The organism is Thioclava sediminum, from assembly GCF_002020355.1.
In the GTDB taxonomy this organism is placed as follows: Bacteria; Pseudomonadota; Alphaproteobacteria; order Rhodobacterales; family Rhodobacteraceae; genus Thioclava; species Thioclava sediminum.
On the sequence record NZ_MPZV01000004.1, the window covers coordinates 255,425 to 272,440 of the forward strand.

Annotated in this window: 15 protein-coding genes; 10 read left to right on the forward strand and 5 right to left on the reverse strand. The window is 63.0% G+C overall.

Translation table 11 applies throughout. From position 1 onward, the window contains the following. The first annotated feature begins 39 nt into the window (after positions 1–39). From BMI91_RS16555 to mog, 3 genes are all read left to right on the forward strand, one after another. The gene (locus BMI91_RS16555) at positions 40–1,143 is read left to right on the forward strand and encodes a hypothetical protein (protein WP_093477226.1); all 1,104 of its coding nucleotides are present in this window, start codon (positions 40–42) and stop codon (positions 1,141–1,143) included. A 105-nt stretch (positions 1,144–1,248) separates the two neighbouring features. Further along, a complete protein-coding gene (locus BMI91_RS16560; RefSeq protein WP_078605941.1) occupies positions 1,249–2,478 on the forward strand; it encodes an argininosuccinate synthase in 1,230 nt (409 codons plus the stop codon). Further along, positions 2,475–3,011 (forward strand): molybdopterin adenylyltransferase, encoded by a 537-nt coding sequence (gene mog / locus BMI91_RS16565; protein WP_078605942.1) that lies wholly within the window; start codon positions 2,475–2,477, stop codon positions 3,009–3,011. Before BMI91_RS16560 ends, mog begins: the two co-directional genes overlap by 4 nt. A gap of 63 nt (positions 3,012–3,074) precedes the next feature. On the opposite strand, the gene ubiG is transcribed toward mog, so the two are convergent. Beyond that, positions 3,075–3,818 carry a bifunctional 2-polyprenyl-6-hydroxyphenol methylase/3-demethylubiquinol 3-O-methyltransferase UbiG gene (gene ubiG / locus BMI91_RS16570; protein ID WP_078605943.1) on the reverse strand — a complete coding sequence of 248 codons (744 nt, stop codon included), beginning with the start codon at positions 3,816–3,818 and terminating at the stop codon, positions 3,075–3,077. A 67-nt stretch (positions 3,819–3,885) separates the two neighbouring features. Between ubiG and pip the strand changes: the two genes are divergently transcribed. From pip to infB, 6 genes are all read left to right on the forward strand, one after another. After that, on the forward strand, positions 3,886–4,857 hold the full coding sequence (gene pip / locus BMI91_RS16575) for a prolyl aminopeptidase (RefSeq protein ID WP_078605944.1): 972 nt from the start codon (positions 3,886–3,888) through the stop codon (positions 4,855–4,857). Between the two features lie 29 nt (positions 4,858–4,886). Then, entirely contained in the window at positions 4,887–5,354 is a 468-nt protein-coding gene (gene tspO / locus BMI91_RS16580; RefSeq protein WP_078605945.1) for a tryptophan-rich sensory protein TspO, read from the forward strand. A gap of 139 nt (positions 5,355–5,493) precedes the next feature. Next, positions 5,494–6,075: a ribosome maturation factor RimP gene (gene rimP / locus BMI91_RS16585; RefSeq protein WP_078605946.1), complete on the forward strand. Its 582-nt coding sequence runs from the start codon at positions 5,494–5,496 to the stop codon at positions 6,073–6,075. A gap of 1 nt (position 6,076) precedes the next feature. Further along, a complete protein-coding gene (gene nusA, locus BMI91_RS16590) occupies positions 6,077–7,696 on the forward strand; it encodes a transcription termination factor NusA (protein ID WP_078522235.1) in 1,620 nt (539 codons plus the stop codon). Between the two features lie 29 nt (positions 7,697–7,725). After that, positions 7,726–8,355, forward strand: a complete 630-nt coding sequence (locus BMI91_RS16595; RefSeq protein ID WP_078522236.1) for an RNA-binding protein — start codon at positions 7,726–7,728, stop codon at positions 8,353–8,355. Further along, entirely contained in the window at positions 8,352–10,868 is a 2,517-nt protein-coding gene (infB, locus tag BMI91_RS16600; RefSeq protein WP_078570702.1) for a translation initiation factor IF-2, read from the forward strand. Before BMI91_RS16595 ends, infB begins: the two co-directional genes overlap by 4 nt. Positions 10,869–10,948: 80 nt before the next feature. Here infB and BMI91_RS20305 read toward each other — a convergent pair whose 3' ends face one another. From BMI91_RS20305 to BMI91_RS16615, 4 genes are all read right to left on the reverse strand, one after another. Continuing rightward, a complete protein-coding gene (locus BMI91_RS20305; protein ID WP_093477229.1) occupies positions 10,949–11,077 on the reverse strand; it encodes a hypothetical protein in 129 nt (42 codons plus the stop codon). A gap of 150 nt (positions 11,078–11,227) precedes the next feature. Next, positions 11,228–11,626: an 8-oxo-dGTP diphosphatase MutT gene (gene mutT / locus BMI91_RS16605; protein ID WP_078522238.1), complete on the reverse strand. Its 399-nt coding sequence runs from the start codon at positions 11,624–11,626 to the stop codon at positions 11,228–11,230. Further along, positions 11,623–13,002 carry a bifunctional glutamate N-acetyltransferase/amino-acid acetyltransferase ArgJ gene (gene argJ, locus BMI91_RS16610; RefSeq protein WP_078605947.1) on the reverse strand — a complete coding sequence of 460 codons (1,380 nt, stop codon included), beginning with the start codon at positions 13,000–13,002 and terminating at the stop codon, positions 11,623–11,625. The genes mutT and argJ overlap by 4 nt, the downstream gene beginning before the upstream one ends. A gap of 20 nt (positions 13,003–13,022) precedes the next feature. Then, on the reverse strand, positions 13,023–13,937 hold the full coding sequence (locus tag BMI91_RS16615; protein WP_078605948.1) for a peptidylprolyl isomerase: 915 nt from the start codon (positions 13,935–13,937) through the stop codon (positions 13,023–13,025). Between the two features lie 181 nt (positions 13,938–14,118). Between BMI91_RS16615 and secA the strand changes: the two genes are divergently transcribed. Then, a complete protein-coding gene (secA, locus tag BMI91_RS16620; RefSeq protein ID WP_078605949.1) occupies positions 14,119–16,830 on the forward strand; it encodes a preprotein translocase subunit SecA in 2,712 nt (903 codons plus the stop codon). The last annotated feature ends 186 nt before the right edge of the window (positions 16,831–17,016 follow it).

Genomic DNA, 17,016 nt, shown 5'->3' on the forward strand with positions numbered 1-17,016 from the left:
GCTGAAACTGTGTTGCGAGCAACAAAAGAGGAGGGCCGCATGCGCCTGAGAAAAACTTCGATTGTCGCCCTTGTCGCGGCGAGCTTCGTCGTCGCCCCGGTGGCGACCAGCCATTTCACCGGCGCGGATGCCGCCTTTGCCAAGAACGGCAACGGTGGCGGTAATGGCGGTGGAAACGGTGGCGGCAACGGCGGCGGAAATAGTGGCGGAAATGGCGGAGGCAAAAGCAACGCAGGCGGCAATTCCGGCACGGCGGGCAAATCCGCATCGGCCGGGCGTGCAACGAGCCCCGGAAATTCCGGCAAGGCTGCTGCGCATGGCGGCGGCCCCGCGAAATTCCTCGACGATCTGTTCTCGGGTAAGCGGCAGGCGAAATCGCAGCACACCACCCGCGCCACTGTGAAAACGGCGTCGCGCGGCACCACCGCGACGAAGACGCGCTCGACCACCCCAACCAAATATGCGGTCAACGAGTCGCCGCGCCCGAACGGCAAGCCGAGCCTGAGCGAGGATGAGCTGCGCAATCACGGCGCACTGGCCTCCGAGCTGAAGGGTCTGAACGCGGCCCATGCAAGCGCGACCGCGCTCGCCAACGCCTCGCCGAACAGTCAGGTGGGCCGGATCGCGACCTATCGCGACTCTGTCGTCGGGGCGGCGCAAGCAGAAGAAGATCTCGCGACCGCGCAGCAGACCCTCTCGGATCTCGAGGCGCAGGATGTTCGCACGCCCGAAGCGATACAGTCTGACATCGACAATCTCGATCCCGAGGCAGAGGACTACCAAAGCCAGCTCGACACGCTCGAAGCTGAAAAGCAGGCGGCGGAGACCTATCAGACGGATCTCGCGACGGCTCAGGATCAGGTCACCGAGCTTGAGAAACAGGTCGCGGAAGCCGATCAGATGCAGGCGGACGCGCTTCTTGCCGCATCCAACGGGCGCGATCTTTCGCCCGAGGCCAAAGCCTATCTGCACGAACTGCTCGACCTGCCGCCGCCGGAAACGGCAACGGAAGACCAGCCTGCGGATGGCGATGTGGCGACCGGCGACGGCACGACGGGCGACGGGACCACGGTCGATGGCGATCTCGCCTCGAGCGGGGACACCACGACCGATCCGCTCGTGGACCCGTCCACCGAGAGCTGATCTCTCGCCGAGCACATGCGAAAGGGCCGTCCTTCGGGGCGGCCCTTGTTCATTGGAAAAAAAGCTTCTATTCCGTCGCGGAACAAGAAAACCGGGAGATGCCGCATGTCCGCGCCCAAGAAAGTCGTGCTTGCCTATTCGGGCGGCCTCGATACCTCGATCATCCTGAAATGGCTGCAGACCGAATACGGTTGCGAGGTCATCACCTATACCGCCGATCTCGGCCAAGGCGAGGAGCTCGAGCCGGCGCGCAAGAAAGCCGAGATGCTCGGCATCAAGCCGGAGAATATCCATATTCTCGACGCGCGCGAAGAATTCGTCCGCGATTTCGTCTTCCCGATGTTCCGCGCCAATGCGGTCTATGAAGGGCTCTATCTGCTGGGCACGTCGATCGCGCGGCCGCTGATCTCGAAGCATCTCGTCGAGATCGCGCATAAGCATGGCGCCGATGCGGTGGCGCATGGCGCAACCGGCAAGGGCAACGATCAGGTGCGCTTCGAGCTGTCGGCCTATGCGCTCGATCCCTCGATCAAGGTGATCGCGCCGTGGCGCGAATGGGATCTCTCCTCGCGCACGAAGCTGCTGGAATTCGCCGAGGCGAACCAGATTCCGATCGCCAAGGACAAGCGCGGCGAAGCGCCGTTCTCGGTCGATGCGAACCTTCTGCACACCTCGTCGGAGGGCAAGGTTCTGGAAGATCCGGCCGACATGGCGCCCGATTACGTCTACCAGCGCACCGACGATCCGATCACGCAGGCCCCGAACGAGCCCGAATATATCGAGATCGGCTTCGAGAAGGGCGATGCGGTGTCGATCAACGGCGAGGCGATGAGCCCGGCGACGATCCTCACCAAGCTCAACGAATACGGCAAGACCCACGGCATCGGCCGTCTCGATTTCGTCGAGAACCGCTTCGTGGGCATGAAGTCGCGCGGCGTCTACGAGACCCCCGGCGGCACGATCCTGCTGGAAGCGCACCGTGGCATCGAGCAGATCACGCTCGATAGCGGCGCGGGTCACCTGAAGGATTCGATCATGCCGCGCTATGCCGAGCTGATCTATAACGGCTTCTGGTTCAGCCCTGAGCGCGAGGCGCTGCAGGCGCTGATCGACAAGACGCAGGAATATGTCACCGGCACGGTGAAGCTGATGCTCTTCAAGGGCGCGGCCCGGACCGTGGCGCGCTGGTCGGATTACTCGCTTTATTCCGAGGCCCATGTGACCTTCGAGGAAGACGCAGGCGCTTACGATCAGAAAGACGCGGCGGGCTTCATCCAGCTCAACGCGCTGCGCCTGAAACTGATCGCCACCCGCAACGCGCGAGTGAAGAAATGAGCTTTTCGCAGCCCAAGGCCGCCATCGTCACCGTCTCCGACCGCGCGTCGCGCGGCGAATACGAGGACAAGGGCGGTCCGGGCTGCGAGGACTATCTGCGCGGCGCGGTCACCTCGCCGCTGGAGATCGAGCGCCACATCATCCCCGACGGGCGCGAGTCGGTCGCGACGAAACTCCGCGAACTGGTCGAGGCCGAGGCCGATCTGATCCTGATCACCGGCGGCACCGGCCCCGCGCCCCGCGACGAGACGCCCGAGGGCTGCTTCGACGTGATCGAGAAGGAACTGGCGGGCTTCGGCGAAGAAATGCGCCGCGCGAGCCTGCTCGAAGTGCCGACCGCCATCCTGTCGCGCCAATCGGCGGGGATCGCGGGCAAATCGCTGATCATCATGGTGCCGGGCAAACCCTCGGCCATCGCGACCTGCCTCGATGCGGTCTTCGCGGCGGTACCCTATTGCCTCGACCTGATCGGCGCGGGCTATATCGAGACCGATCCGGCCCGGATCAAAGCCTTCCGTCCGAAGAAAAAGTAAGAGGGGGCGCTGCCCCCGTCGCCGGAGGGCGACAATCAACAGAGAAAGAGGGGGCGCCGCCCCTTACCGCTTCACCGCTGCGATGGCGTAATTCACCGAAAGATCGCGCTCCGAGAGCGACCAGGTCCATGCCAGCGGATTGAATACCATGCCGCGGCGGTCGACCGGGTCGAGACCGGCCTTGCGCGACAGCTCGTAAAGCTCGTCGGGCGTGACGAATTTCGACCATTCATGCGTGCCCACGGGCAGCCAGCGCATCACGCGCTCTGCACCGATGATTGCGACCATGTAGCTTTTCGGATTGCGGTTCAGTGTCGAGCAGATCATCAGCCCGCCCGGTTTCATCAGGCTCTGGATCGTGTTCACGAAGCCCTGCGGGTCCGCGACATGTTCGATGATCTCCATCGCGAGGACGACATCAAATTGCTCGCCGTTCGTGGCCAGATCTTCCGCCGCGCAATGGCGGTAATCGATCTCGAGCCCCGATTGTTCGGCATGCAGCCGCGCCACGGGGATGTTGCTCTCGGCCGCATCCGCACCCACGACCATAGCGCCAAGCCGCGCCATCGGCTCGGACAGAAGCCCGCCGCCGCAACCGATATCCAGCAGGCGCAGCCCCTCAAAGGGGCGCGGCGCTTTCAGGTCGCGGCCGAACTGCGTGGCGATCTGGGTAGTGATGTAGTCGAGCCGGCACGGGTTGAGCATATGCAGCGGTTTGAACTTGCCGTTCGGGTCCCACCATTCGGCGGCCATCGCCTCGAATTTGGCGACTTCGGACGGGTCGATGCTGTTTGCCGGATCTGCCATTGCTCTCCTCGCATTGATTTTCGGGCAGCCCATGGCGGGCGCGCCTTTTGCTCTATATAGTCCAGACATGGACAGAACTGCAGGGCAAAAGCGCGCATCAGGCGCCCATCTTTACCCGCCGATCGAACCCTTCGATCAGCGCCGGATCGACGTGGGCGATGGCCATATCCTTTATGTCGAGCAATCGGGTCATCCCGAGGGACAGCCGGTCGTGGTTTGCCATGGCGGGCCGGGGGGCGGCTGCTCGCCGACGATGCGGCGATTCTTCGATCCGCAGCATTACCGGGTCATCCTGTTCGATCAGCGCGGCTGCGGTCTGTCGCGCCCGCATGCCAGCGTCGCGGACAACACGACGTGGCACCTGATCGCGGATATGGAGCAGATTCGCCGGACGCTCGGTATCGATAGCTGGATGGTCTTCGGCGGTAGCTGGGGGGCGACGCTGGCGCTGCTTTATGCTCAGGCGCATCCCGACCGGGCGACGAATCTGATTCTGCGCGGCGTCTTTCTTGCGACGCAGGCCGAGCTCAACTGGTTCTACGGCGGCGGCGCGGGGAATTTCTATCCCGATCTCTGGGCGAATTTCCGGCGTCCGATTCCGGAAGACGAGCAGCACGATCTGATTGAGGCCTATCACAAGCGGCTGTTCTCGGGCGACTACATGGCCGAAGCGCGCTATGCGCGGCACTGGGCGATGTGGGAAAACGCGCTGGCCTCGGTGCGCTATGATGGCCCGCCGGGAGAAGCCTCGCCCGATTACGCGCGTGCCTTCGCGCGGCTCGAGAACCACTATTTCCAGAATGCGGCTTTCCTCGAGGAGGACGGTCAGATCCTGCGCGATCGTCACAGGATCGAGCATATCCCGACGACCATCGTGCAGGGGCGGCTCGATATGATCTGCCCGCCGACCACGGCCTATCGGCTGGCCGAGGGCTGGGCGATGGCGAAGCTGCAGCTGGTGCCGATGGCGGGGCATGCGCTTTCCGAGCCGGGGATCACCGCCGGGCTTGTCCGCGCGATGGATGAGCTTAGATCCTGATCTAGCGAAAGATTTCGATCGAGGCCGCCATGACGCTTACCTATTTCCTGCTGTTTCTCGTGGCCTCCGCGGCCGCCGCTGCGACGGGCATCATCTTCAAGCCGGGCGAGTGGTATGTCGGGTTGAAGAAGCCCGGCTTCACGCCGCCCAACTGGGTCTTCCCGGTCGCCTGGACCTATCTCTACGTCTCGGTCGCCTATGCCGCGGCGCGCATTGCCCCCGAGGCGGGCAGCCAGATTGCGCTGGCGCTGTTTGCTGTGCAGATCGCGCTGAACACGCTCTGGACGCCGGTCTTCTTCGGGGCGCATCGGCTGTGGCTCGGCCTCCTTGTCCTGATCTGCCTCTGGGTCGCCGTCGCGGCGATGATGCTGGCCTTCCTGCAGCTCGATATGCTGGCCGGATTGCTGGTCTTTCCCTATCTCGTTTGGCTGACATTGGCAGGCGCGCTGAACTTCCGCGTCTGGCGCGACAACCCCGGTGCAGGCGCGCGCGGCTGATTCCCCTTGCGGAATCTGCGATACAGGCTTATATCGCCATCAACAGCGGCGCGCCGGGGTCCAAACCTGACGCCCACCGGAAACGTGTGACGGGCCGCAACGGCCCGTTTTTTGTTTTTGTAGGATCGGAAAGAGAGACATGACCGACCTGATCGCCAAGACCGCCATCGACCGGCGTCTGGCCGAGATCGTGACCCCCGTGATCGAGGGGCTGGGCTTCGAGCTCGTGCGGCTGCGGCTGCAGGGCGGCAAGACGGCCACGCTTCAGATCATGGCAGATCGTCCCGATGGCGGGATCGTCGTGGACGATTGCGCCGCGATCTCGACCGCCGTGTCCGCGGCCCTCGACGTGGAAGACCCGATCGAGGACAAATATACGCTGGAAGTGTCGTCGCCCGGCATCGACCGTCCGCTGACGCGCTTTAAGGATTTCGACATCTGGGAAGGCTACGAGGCGAAGATCGAGACCTCCGAGCAGATCGACGGGCGCAAGCGCTTCAAGGGTATCCTGCGCGGCACCGAAGGATCGGAAGTCCTGATCGAGCTGGAAGAGAACGGCGAAGACGTCGTGATCGGCCTCCAGTTCGACTGGCTCGCGGATGCGAAGCTGGTGCTGACCGATGAGCTGATCGACGAGATGCTGCGCCAGAAGAAGGCGACCGAAGGCGTCGACGAAGCTGAATTTGACGAGATTGACGATTCCCCCGAGGAGGAGAACTGAGATGGCCATCACGGCAGCCAACCAGCTTGAGCTTCTGCAGACCGCCGAGGCGGTGGCGCGCGAAAAGATGATCGACCCGGATCTGGTGATCCAGGCGATGGAAGAAAGCCTCGCGCGTGCGGCGAAGTCGCGTTACGGCGCGGAGATGGACATCCGTGTCTCGATCGATCGCAAGACCGGCAAGGCGACCTTCACCCGCGTCCGCACCGTCGTCGAAGACGAGGAGCTGGAGAACTATCAGGCCGAGCTGACCGTCGAGCAGGCGAAGCAGTATCTCGACAACCCCTCGGTCGGCGATCAGATCGTCGACGAGGTGCCGCCGGTCGATCTGGGCCGCATCGCCGCGCAATCGGCCAAGCAGGTCATCCTGCAGAAGGTCCGCGAAGCAGAGCGTGATCGCCAGTACGAAGAGTTCAAGGACCGCGTGGGCACGATCATCAATGGCATCGTCAAGCGCGAGGAATACGGCAACATCATCGTCGATGTGGGCCGTGGCGAAGCGATCCTGCGCCGTAACGAGAAGATCGGCCGCGAGAGCTATCGCCCGAACGACCGCATCCGCGCTTACGTGAAAGATGTGCGCCGCGAGACCCGTGGCCCGCAGATCTTCCTCAGCCGCACCGCGCCGGAGTTCATGGCCGAGCTGTTCAAGATGGAAGTGCCGGAAATCTACGACGGCATAATCGAGATCAAGGCCGTGGCCCGCGATCCCGGTTCGCGCGCGAAAATCGGCGTCATCTCCTATGACAACTCGATCGACCCGGTCGGCGCCTGTGTCGGTATGCGCGGTTCGCGCGTGCAGGCCGTCGTCGGTGAGCTTCAGGGCGAGAAGATCGACATCATTCCGTGGAACGAAGATCAGGCGACCTTCCTCGTGAACGCGCTGCAGCCGGCCGAAGTGTCGAAAGTGGTGATCGACGAGGAAGCGCAGAAGATCGAAGTCGTGGTCCCGGACGAGCAACTGTCGCTCGCGATCGGCCGTCGCGGTCAGAACGTGCGTCTGGCTTCGCAGCTGACCGGTCTCGACATCGACATCCTGACCGAAGCCGAGGAATCGGCGCGCCGTCAGGCCGAGTTCGCCGAGCGCACCAAGCTGTTCGTCGACGCGCTGGACCTCGACGAGTTCTTCGCGCAGCTCCTCGTGGCCGAGGGCTTTACCTCGCTCGAGGAAGTGGCCTATGTCGACATGGACGAGCTGCTGTCGATCGAAGGCGTGGACGAGGATACCGCAGGCGAACTGCAGGCCCGTGCCCGCGACGTGATCGAAGAGCAGAACCGCAAGGCGCTCGAAGCGGCGAAGGAAATGGGCGTCGAGCAGTCGCTGTTCGACTTCGAAGGCCTGACCCCGCAGATGATCGAGGCGCTCGCGAAAGACGACGTCAAGACGCTGGAAGATTTCGCGACCTGCGCCGACTGGGAGCTGGCCGGTGGCTGGACCACGGTCGACGGTCAGCGCGTGAAGGATGACGGTCTGCTCGAGAAATTCGACGTGAGCCTCGAAGAGGCGCAGAACCTGATCATGACCGCGCGTATTCAGCTGGGCTGGGTCGACCCGTCCGAGCTGGAAAGCGACGCGGAAGACGAAGGCGAAGAGGAAACCGAGGAGGAGGCCGAGGCGTAAGCCTCGGTCCCGACCGGAGAGGAGCTTAGATGAGTCGCGGCGGAAAGCCGAAAACCAACGACGACCCCGAACGGCGCTGCATCGTCACCGGCGATGTTCAGCCGAAGGCGGGGCTTGTCCGCTTCGTGCTCGGACCCGATGGGATGATCTACCCGGACGTGGCAGGCAAACTGCCCGGCCGCGGCATCTGGGTCACCTCCGAACGCAGCGTCATCGAGACGGCGATGAAAAAGGGATTGTTTGCTCGCGCAGCGAAGCAGGCGGCCAAAACCCCAGAAAATCTGGTGGAATTGGTGGAACTGGCCCTTGCCTCTCGCGTTGTGGAGCTTATTTCTCTGGAGCGGAAGGCTGGCAAAGCGGTTGTCGGCTTCGAAAAGGTCAAGGGCTGGCTGGCCGAGGGGCGCGCGAAAGTGCTGCTACAGGCAAGCGACGGCTCGGACAGGGGCAAGGGCAAGCTGTGGACGCCCGAAGGCGGGCGCTGGTTCGGCTGCCTCACCTCTCAGGAATTGGGTTTGGCATTCGGCCGCGATCGTGCGATACACGGCGCGCTTGCAGCCGGTGGCCTCACCCGGCGCGTAATTGAAGACGCATCGAGGCTTGCGGGCGTACGCAAGCAGGACGGCGGCAAGACCGCCATGAAGGATACGAAGACGGCATGAGCGATACGGACGGCAAAAAGACTCTCGGACTGGGCGGCGGGCGCCCCGGGCAGGTGAAGCAAAGCTTCTCGCACGGGCGCACCAAGAACGTCGTGGTCGAGACGAAAGGCAAGAAGCGGGTGCTGAACAAACCGGCGGCAGGCGCTGGTAAGGGAGGGGGTAACAAAACTTCCCTTGGCGATCCGTCGAAGCGCCCCGCCGGGATTTCCGACGCCGAGATGGAGCGTCGCCTGAAGGCGCTTCAGGCCGCGAAGGCGCGTGAGGTCGAAGAGGCCGCCGCCCGCGAGGCCGAGGAAAAAGCCCGTGAAGAAGAACGTGAGCGTCGTCGCGCCGAGGCTGAGGCCAAGGAGCGCGAGGAGCGTGAACGCGAAGCGGCCCTGAAAGCCAAGGCTGAAGAGGACGAGCGCAAGAAGCGCGAGGCCGAACTTCGCGACAAGAAGAAAGAAGAGATCCGCAAAGGCGGACCGAAGAAAGACACTCCGGTCGATCAGGCTGCCGTGGAGGTTGCTGCCGCCCGCGCCGAGACCAAGGGTGTGTCCGCTTCGGGTCCGCGCAAGACGGATCGTGAGCGTGACACGCGCAACGATCGCAACAACAAGGGCAATGACCGCGGCAACCGCCGTTCGGGCAAGCTCTCGCTGAGCGATGCGCTCTCGGGTGGCGAAGGCCGCCAGCGTTCGCTTGCTGCGATGAAGCGCAAGCAGGAAAAAGCGCGCCAGAAGGCGATGGGCGGCTCGCAGCGTGCTGAAAAGCAGTCGCGCGAAGTGCAGCTTCCCGAGACGATCATCGTGTCGGAGCTCGCCAACCGTATGGCGGAGCGCGCTGCCGACGTGGTCAAAACGCTCATGAAGATGGGCATGATGGTCACCGCGAACCAGACGCTCGACGCCGATACCGCGGAACTCGTGATCGAGGAATTCGGTCACCGGTCCGTGCGCGTCTCGGATGCGGATGTCGAACAGGTCATCGATCAGGTCGACGACAAGGAAGAAGATCTGCAGCCGCGCCCGCCGATCGTCACGATCATGGGTCACGTTGACCACGGCAAGACCTCGCTGCTCGACGCGATCCGCAAGGCGAACGTCGTCTCCGGCGAGGCTGGCGGGATCACGCAGCACATCGGCGCCTATCAGGTGCAGACCGAGAGCGGCGCGACGCTGTCCTTCCTGGACACACCCGGCCACGCGGCCTTTACCTCGATGCGCGCACGCGGTGCCAATGTCACCGATATCGTGGTGCTCGTGGTGGCAGCCGACGACTCGGTGATGCCGCAGACGATCGAAGCGATCAATCATTCGAAGGCCGCTGGCGTTCCGATGATCGTTGCGATCAACAAATGCGACAAGCCCGATGCGGATGCCCAGAAGGTCCGCACCCAGCTTCTGCAGCACGAAGTCGTCGTCGAAGAGATGTCGGGTGACGTGCAGGACGTGGAAGTGTCGGCCAAGACCGGCAAGGGTCTCGATCAGCTGCTCGAAGCCATCGCGCTTCAGGCCGAACTGCTCGAACTCAAGGCCAACCCCGATCGCGCCGCGCAAGGTGCGGTGATCGAAGCCAAGCTCGACGTGGGCCGTGGTCCGGTCGCGACGGTTCTGGTGCAGAACGGCACGCTGCGCAAAGGCGACATCTTCGTCGTCGGCGAGCAGTGGGGTAAGGTCCGCGCGCTGATCAACGACAAGGGCGACCGCGTCGATGAGGCCGGTCCGTCGGTTCCGGTCGAGGTGCTCGGCATCAACGGCACGCCCGAAGCTGGCGACGTTCTCAACGTCGTCGAGACCGAGGCGCAGGCCCGCGAGATCGCCGAATACCGCGAGCAGGCCGCCAAGGACAAACGCGCCGCTGCCGGTGCCGCGACGACGCTGGAACAGCTGATGGCAAAAGCCAAGGCCGATGAAAGCGTCACCGAACTGCCCGTGCTGGTGAAGGCTGACGTGCAGGGCTCGGCGGAAGCGATCGTTCAAGCGCTCGAGAAGGTCGGCAACGAAGAGGTGCGCGTGCGCGTGCTGCATTCGGGCGTCGGTGCGATCACCGAATCCGACATCACGCTGGCCGAGGCGTCCAACGCACCGGTCATCGGCTTCAACGTTCGTGCCAATGCGCCTGCGCGCAACGCTGCGAACCAGAAGGGCGTCGAGATCCGCTACTACTCGATCATCTATGATCTGGTGGACGACATCAAAGCCGCCGCTTCGGGCCTCCTGTCGGCCGAGATCCGCGAGCACTTCATCGGCTACGCCGAGATCAAGGAAGTGTTCAAGGTCACCGGCGTCGGCAAGGTCGCGGGTTGTATCGTCACCGAGGGCGTGGCCCGTCGTTCGGCTGGCGTGCGCCTGCTGCGCGACAACGTGGTGATCCACGAAGGCACGCTGAAGACGCTCAAGCGCTTCAAGGACGAGGTCAAGGAAGTGCCCTCCGGTCAGGAATGCGGCATGGCCTTCGAGAGATACGACGATATCCGCCCCGGCGATGTCATCGAGATCTTCGAGCGCGAAGAGGTCGAGCGGACGCTCTGATCCTTCGGGACCGAGTTGCGAATATAGAAACGGGGGCCTTCGGGCCCCCGTTTTGCATCTGTGGCTGTCGTCCGGCTGCGTCAGCGATTGACGGGATGCCCGGCAAAGAGCGCATCGCCGACACGCACGAGGATGCGCCCGCAATCCAGCGTCCGTTCGTAAACTCCCTGAACGAAGACGCTGCTGCCGATCTGAATGGTTCTGAGCATGAGGTTCCTCCCTTGAGCGCTCATTAGAAGCGCAAGGCGTTAAGGAACGGCAAATGGAAACGGGAATCCCTCCGCGTTAGGCGCGAGAACTGGGAGAAAAGGTCACGAAGGTTAATCGCGCGGTAACCCCCAGCCAGAGACTAACCCCAGTCAGAGCCAATCGCGCAGGATCGGGATCAGGGGGATATCCGCCGGCGGCATCTCGTAGTCGCGCAGATCACGCGCCCGCGCCCAGGCGAGGGTCTGCCCCTCTTGCGGGCTGACGATCCCCTCCCACTTACGGCAGGCGAACAGCGGCATCAGCAGGTGGAAGTCGTCATAAGCGTGGCTGGCGAAGGTCAGAGGCGCGAGGCAGCTCTGATGGGTTTGTATGCCCAGCTCCTCGTCCAGCTCGCGGATCAGCGCGGCCTCGGGCGTCTCGCCTGCCTCGACCTTCCCGCCGGGAAACTCCCACAGACCTGCCATCGACTTGCCCTCGGGGCGCTGTGCCAGAAGCACGCGCCCGTCAGCGTCGATCAGGGCGACGGCGGAAACCAGAACCATCTTCACGAACGATAATCCGCGTTAATGTCGATGTAGCGGTGGGTCAGATCGCAGGTCCAGACCGATTTCGAGGCGCGGCCAAGGCCGAGATCGACGCCGATTACCAGCTCGTCGTTCTTCATATAGGCGCTCGCGGCCTCTTCGGAGTAATCCGGCACGCGCCAGCCTTTCTCGGCCACCACCATGTCGCCGAAGGAAATCTTGAGCTTGTCGCGATCGGCCTCGGCCCCGGACTTGCCGACAGCAGCCACCACGCGGCCCCAATTCGCGTCCTCGCCCGCAATCGCAGTCTTCACCAGCGGCGAGTTCGCAATCGACATCGCGATCTTATGCGCGTCTTCGTTCGAGCGGGCCCGGGTCACGCGGATCTCGACGAATTTGGTGGCCCCTTCGCCGTCTTTGACGACTTGATGCGCGAGATCCATCATCACCTCGCGCAACCCGGCCTCGAACGCCTTCGCAGGCTCCGAGCGCAGATCGGCGATCTCGGCGGCGTCGGATTTCCCGGTCGCCGCGACGATCAGCGCATCCGAGGTCGAAGTGTCGCTGTCCACGGTGATCGCGTTGAACGTGTCATCCACCTGCCGCGACAGCATCTTCTGCAGCCGCGAAGGCGTAATTTTCGCGTCGGTGAAGATATAGACCAGCATCGTCGCCATATTCGGCGCGATCATCCCCGAGCCCTTCGCGATCCCGGCGATCTTGATTTTGCCACCCTCGCCCTGAACTTCGGCAAAGGCGCCTTTGGGATAGGTATCGGTCGTCATGATCGCGCGCGCGGCATCCTCGATCCCGGCAGGGGAGAGGCGCTGCGTCAGGCCGTCGATCACCGCGACGATTTTGTCATGCGGCAGCGGCTCGCCAATGACGCCGGTGGAGGACGAGAAGACGCGGCTGATCGGCATATCGAGTGCTTCAGCCACCGCTCCAGTCACCTTGTCGACGCTTTCCTGACCGCTTTTGCCGGTGAAGGCGTTGGCGTTGCCGGAGTTGACGATGATCGCGGCGCCCGTCTCGGCAGGCGCGCGCATCGCGAGCTTTTCCTGACAGTCGAGAACGCAGGCCGCGCGGGTGGAGGAGGTGGTGAAAACGCCCGCGATCGACGCGCCCGGCGCGATCCGCGCCAGCATCACATCGGTGCGGCCGGCATATTTGACCCCTGCCGCGGCGGAGGCGAATTCGACCCCCGCGATTTCCGGAAGATCGGGAAATTTCGCGGGGGCGAGCGGCGAAATCGTCACGGACTTCGCCTCTGTTTGCGCCGCAGAAGCGGCAGGGGCGGGCGCGGCGGAAAGGTCGGACTTCAACGCCTTAACCTTGGCGCGGAGCTTCTTGACCTTGGCCTTCAGCTCCTTGGTGTCCTTCAACTTTTTCTTCGCCATCGCGCCCGCCTTTTGATCGATCAGTTGCTACCCAAGATGGACTGATCTTTCAGAACGCTCGGATCAATCCCGTCGGTCATCTTGTCGATTTTGGCTTCGCCCACAACAGCCTTTACGCGTTTTTGGACAGCCTCTTGGCGAATATCGCCTTCGAGCTTCTTGCGCACATCGGCCAGTTTCGGCGCGTCGACCATCTTCGTGCCGAGCAGTTTCACGACATGCCAGCCGTACTGGGTCTGGATCGGACCGGCGACTTCGCCGTCCTTCATGCCTGCAACCTCATCCGCGAAGGGCTTGACCATCGCGTCGAGCTTGAACCAGCCCAGATCGCCGCCATTCGCCGCCGCACCATCGGTCGAGTTCTTCTTCGCCAGTTCTGCGAAGTCGCCGCCGTTGTCGATCTCTTTCTTGATCTTTTCGGCCTCTTCCTTGGTTTTCACGATGATATGGGCCGCGTGATATTCCTTGGTCGGCTCGGCTTTGGCGTATTTCGCGTCATAGGCCTTCTGCACGGCGTCGTCGGTCACGGCCTTGTCAGCGGTGTAGTTCAGCATCGCACCCGAGAGATACGCGCGCTTCTGCACTTCGAGAGCGATCTTGTCGCGCTGGGTGATGCGCTTTTCTTCCAGCTGGGCAAGCGCGGTCTGCTGAATCAGCTGCTCCAGGACGCCTTGGAACAGCTTGTCATCGGGCAGCTGCTGGTATTGCGCGGGCAGGCCGTCGCGTACCGTTTGCATCATGCCCAGCGTGATATCCTGACCGTTCACGGTGGCGACCACGGTGTCGGCGCTCAGGTCGGTGCGCGGCTTGGCGGCGGTTTCCGATTTCGCGGCATCCGCAGCGGCGGCAGGCGCTTTCGCGTCATCGGCCTGTGCGATCCCGGCAGTCATTGCGCAGATCGCGACGCTCGCGAACAGTTTCGTCAGATTCGGCATCCTTGCCACTTCCTTTCTGCCGCGTCTCTAGGCGGCGTTGACAGTCTGGCAGCCGCCCCTTACATCGCCTAGGGCCTGTAAGAGCCATTTCGGCCTTGTTTCGCTAGCTCTTCTAGGCAAGCAAACCCTATGCGACAAGGCACAGGGAATAACGATCTGGTCAGCTACCCTCGGAGATTACATGCTCGGCATCGGAACACTCGCGAAGAAGGTCTTCGGCACGTCGAATGATCGTAAGGTGAAATCGGTGCGCCCGCTGGTGGCCAAGATCAACGCGCTGGAGGAGGAGTTCGCAGCCCTCTCCGACGAACAGATCATCGAAAAGACGCGTGAGTTTCAGCGCCGCGTCCAGGAAGAGGGCGAAAGCCTCGACAAGATCCTGCCCGAAGCCTTCGCCAACTGCCGCGAAGCCGCGAAGCGTGCACTCGGCCTGCGGGCCTTCGACGTGCAGCTCGTCGGCGGCATCTTCCTGCATCAGGGCAATATCGCCGAGATGAAGACGGGCGAAGGGAAAACCCTCGTCGCGACCTTCCCGGCCTACCTGAACGCGCTCGCCGGCAAGGGCGTGCATGTCGTCACCGTGAACGACTATCTCGCGCGGCGTGACGCGGAGTGGATGAGCAAGGTCTATGGCGCGCTGGGTCTGACCACCGGCGTCGTCGTGCCCTTCCAGGCCGAGCCGGAGAAGAAGCAGGCCTACGCCGCCGACATCACCTATTCAACGAATAACGAGCTTGGCTTCGACTATCTGCGCGACAACATGAAGACGTCGGTCGACCAGATGATGCAGCGCGGCCATTTCTACGCGATCATCGACGAGGTCGACTCGATCCTGATCGACGAGGCGCGGACGCCGCTGATCATTTCGGGTCCCTCCGACGACCGCTCGGAGCTGTATATCACGCTCGACAAGTTCATCCCGAGCCTGAGCGAAGAGCATTACACCATCGACGAGAAGGCCCGCACCGCGACCTTCACCGAAGAGGGCAACGACTTCCTCGAGAACCTCCTGCTGGAGGCGGGCGTGCTCCCCGAGGGCCAGTCGCTCTACGATCCCGAAAGCACGACCATCGTGCACCACGTGAACCAGGCCCTGCGCGCCCATAAGCTGTTCTTCAAGGATCAGAACTACGTCGTGCAATCGGGCGAAGTCGTGCTGATCGACGAATTCACTGGCCGTATGATGAAGGGCCGCCGCCTCTCGGAAGGTCTGCATCAGGCCATCGAAGCCAAGGAAGGCGTCGAGATCCAGCCCGAGAACGTGACGCTGGCCTCGGTCACCTTCCAGAACTACTTCCGCCTCTACGACAAGCTCGGCGGCATGACCGGCACCGCGGCCACCGAGGCCGAGGAATTCGCCGAGATCTATTCGCTCGGCGTGGTCGAGATCCCGACCAACCGCCCGATCGCGCGGAAAGACGAACACGACCGCGTCTACCGCACCGCGCAGGAAAAATACGACGCCGTGGTCGAGGCGATCAAGAAAGCCAACGAGAAGGGCCAGCCGATGCTCGTCGGCACCACCTCGATCGAGAAGTCCGAGATGCTCTCGGACATGCTCAAGAAGGCCGGCATCAAGCACAATGTCCTGAACGCCCGCCAGCACGAGCAGGAAGCGACCATCGTCGCCGAGGCCGGCCGTCTGGGTGCGGTGACCATCGCGACCAACATGGCAGGCCGCGGGACCGACATTCAGCTCGGCGGTAATGTCGAGATGCGCGTGCAGGACGAACTCGCGGCGAATCCCGATGCGGATCCCGAAGAGGTTCGCAAGCGGATCGACGCGGCGACCGCCGAGGAAAAGGCGAAGGTTCTGGAAGCGGGCGGCCTGTTCGTTCTCGCGACCGAGCGCCACGAAAGCCGCCGCATCGACAACCAGCTGCGCGGCCGTTCGGGCCGTCAGGGCGACCCGGGCCGCTCGCTGTTCTTCCTCTCGCTGGAAGACGACCTGATGCGGATCTTCGGCTCCGACAAGCTCGATTCGGTCCTCTCCAAGCTGGGCATGAAAGAGGGCGAAGCGATCGTCCACCCGTGGGTGAACAAGTCGCTCGAGCGCGCGCAGGCGAAGGTCGAGGGCCGCAATTTCGACATCCGTAAGCAGCTTCTGAAATTCGATGACGTGATGAACGACCAGCGGAAAGCGGTCTTCTCGCAGCGTCGCGAAATCATGGAAACCGAAGAGGTCGGCGAGATCACCCGCGACATGCGCGTGCAGGTGATCGAGGACCTCGTGGACCGCTACATGCCGCCGAAATCCTATGCCGATCAATGGGATGTCGAAGGCATGCACCAAGAGGTGATCGAACAGCTCAACCTCGACGTGCCGCTTGCGGAATGGGCCGAGGAAGAGGGTGTCGATCAGGAAGTCGTCGCCGAGCGTCTCGAAGAGGCGACCGATACGCTTATGGCCGAGAAGGCCGAAGCGTTCGGTGCCGACACGATGCAGATGATCGAAAAGCAGGTTCTGCTGCAGATCATCGACGCGAAATGGCGCGAGCATCTGGTCACCCTCGATCAGCTGCGCCAGACCATCGGTTTCCGCGGCTATGCGCAGCGCGATCCGCTGTCGGAATTCAAGACCGAGGGCTTCCAGCTGTTCGAGATCATGCTCGACAGCCTGCGCTCGGACGTGACGCAGCAACTGGCCCGCATCCGTCCGCTCACCGAAGAAGAGCAGGCGCAGATGATGCAGGCGCAACAGCAGCAGCCCGCACCGACCGAAGCGTCGGCGGAAGCCCCGACCGAGGCGATGCCCGAGGTCGAGGTGGTGGGCGAACCGCTACCGGGATTCGACGAGACGAATCCGGCAACTTGGGGCGAGCCGTCGCGCAACGATCCTTGCCCCTGCGGGTCGGGCAAGAAGTTCAAGCATTGCCACGGGCAGCTAGTTTGACACAACTCTGACGCGAATGTGGCAAAGTTGAGGCGGCTTCGGCCGCCTTTTCCATATCTTGTTGGAGTCATTGACTCTCTTGGCAGGTCCACCCCCCACGCCAGCCGCGTGAAGGGTGCGATTTCCCAATTCGCGCCGCAGCTTCGCCGCTTTCGGTCATTAGAAAATTATTAAGCAGTTTTCTAA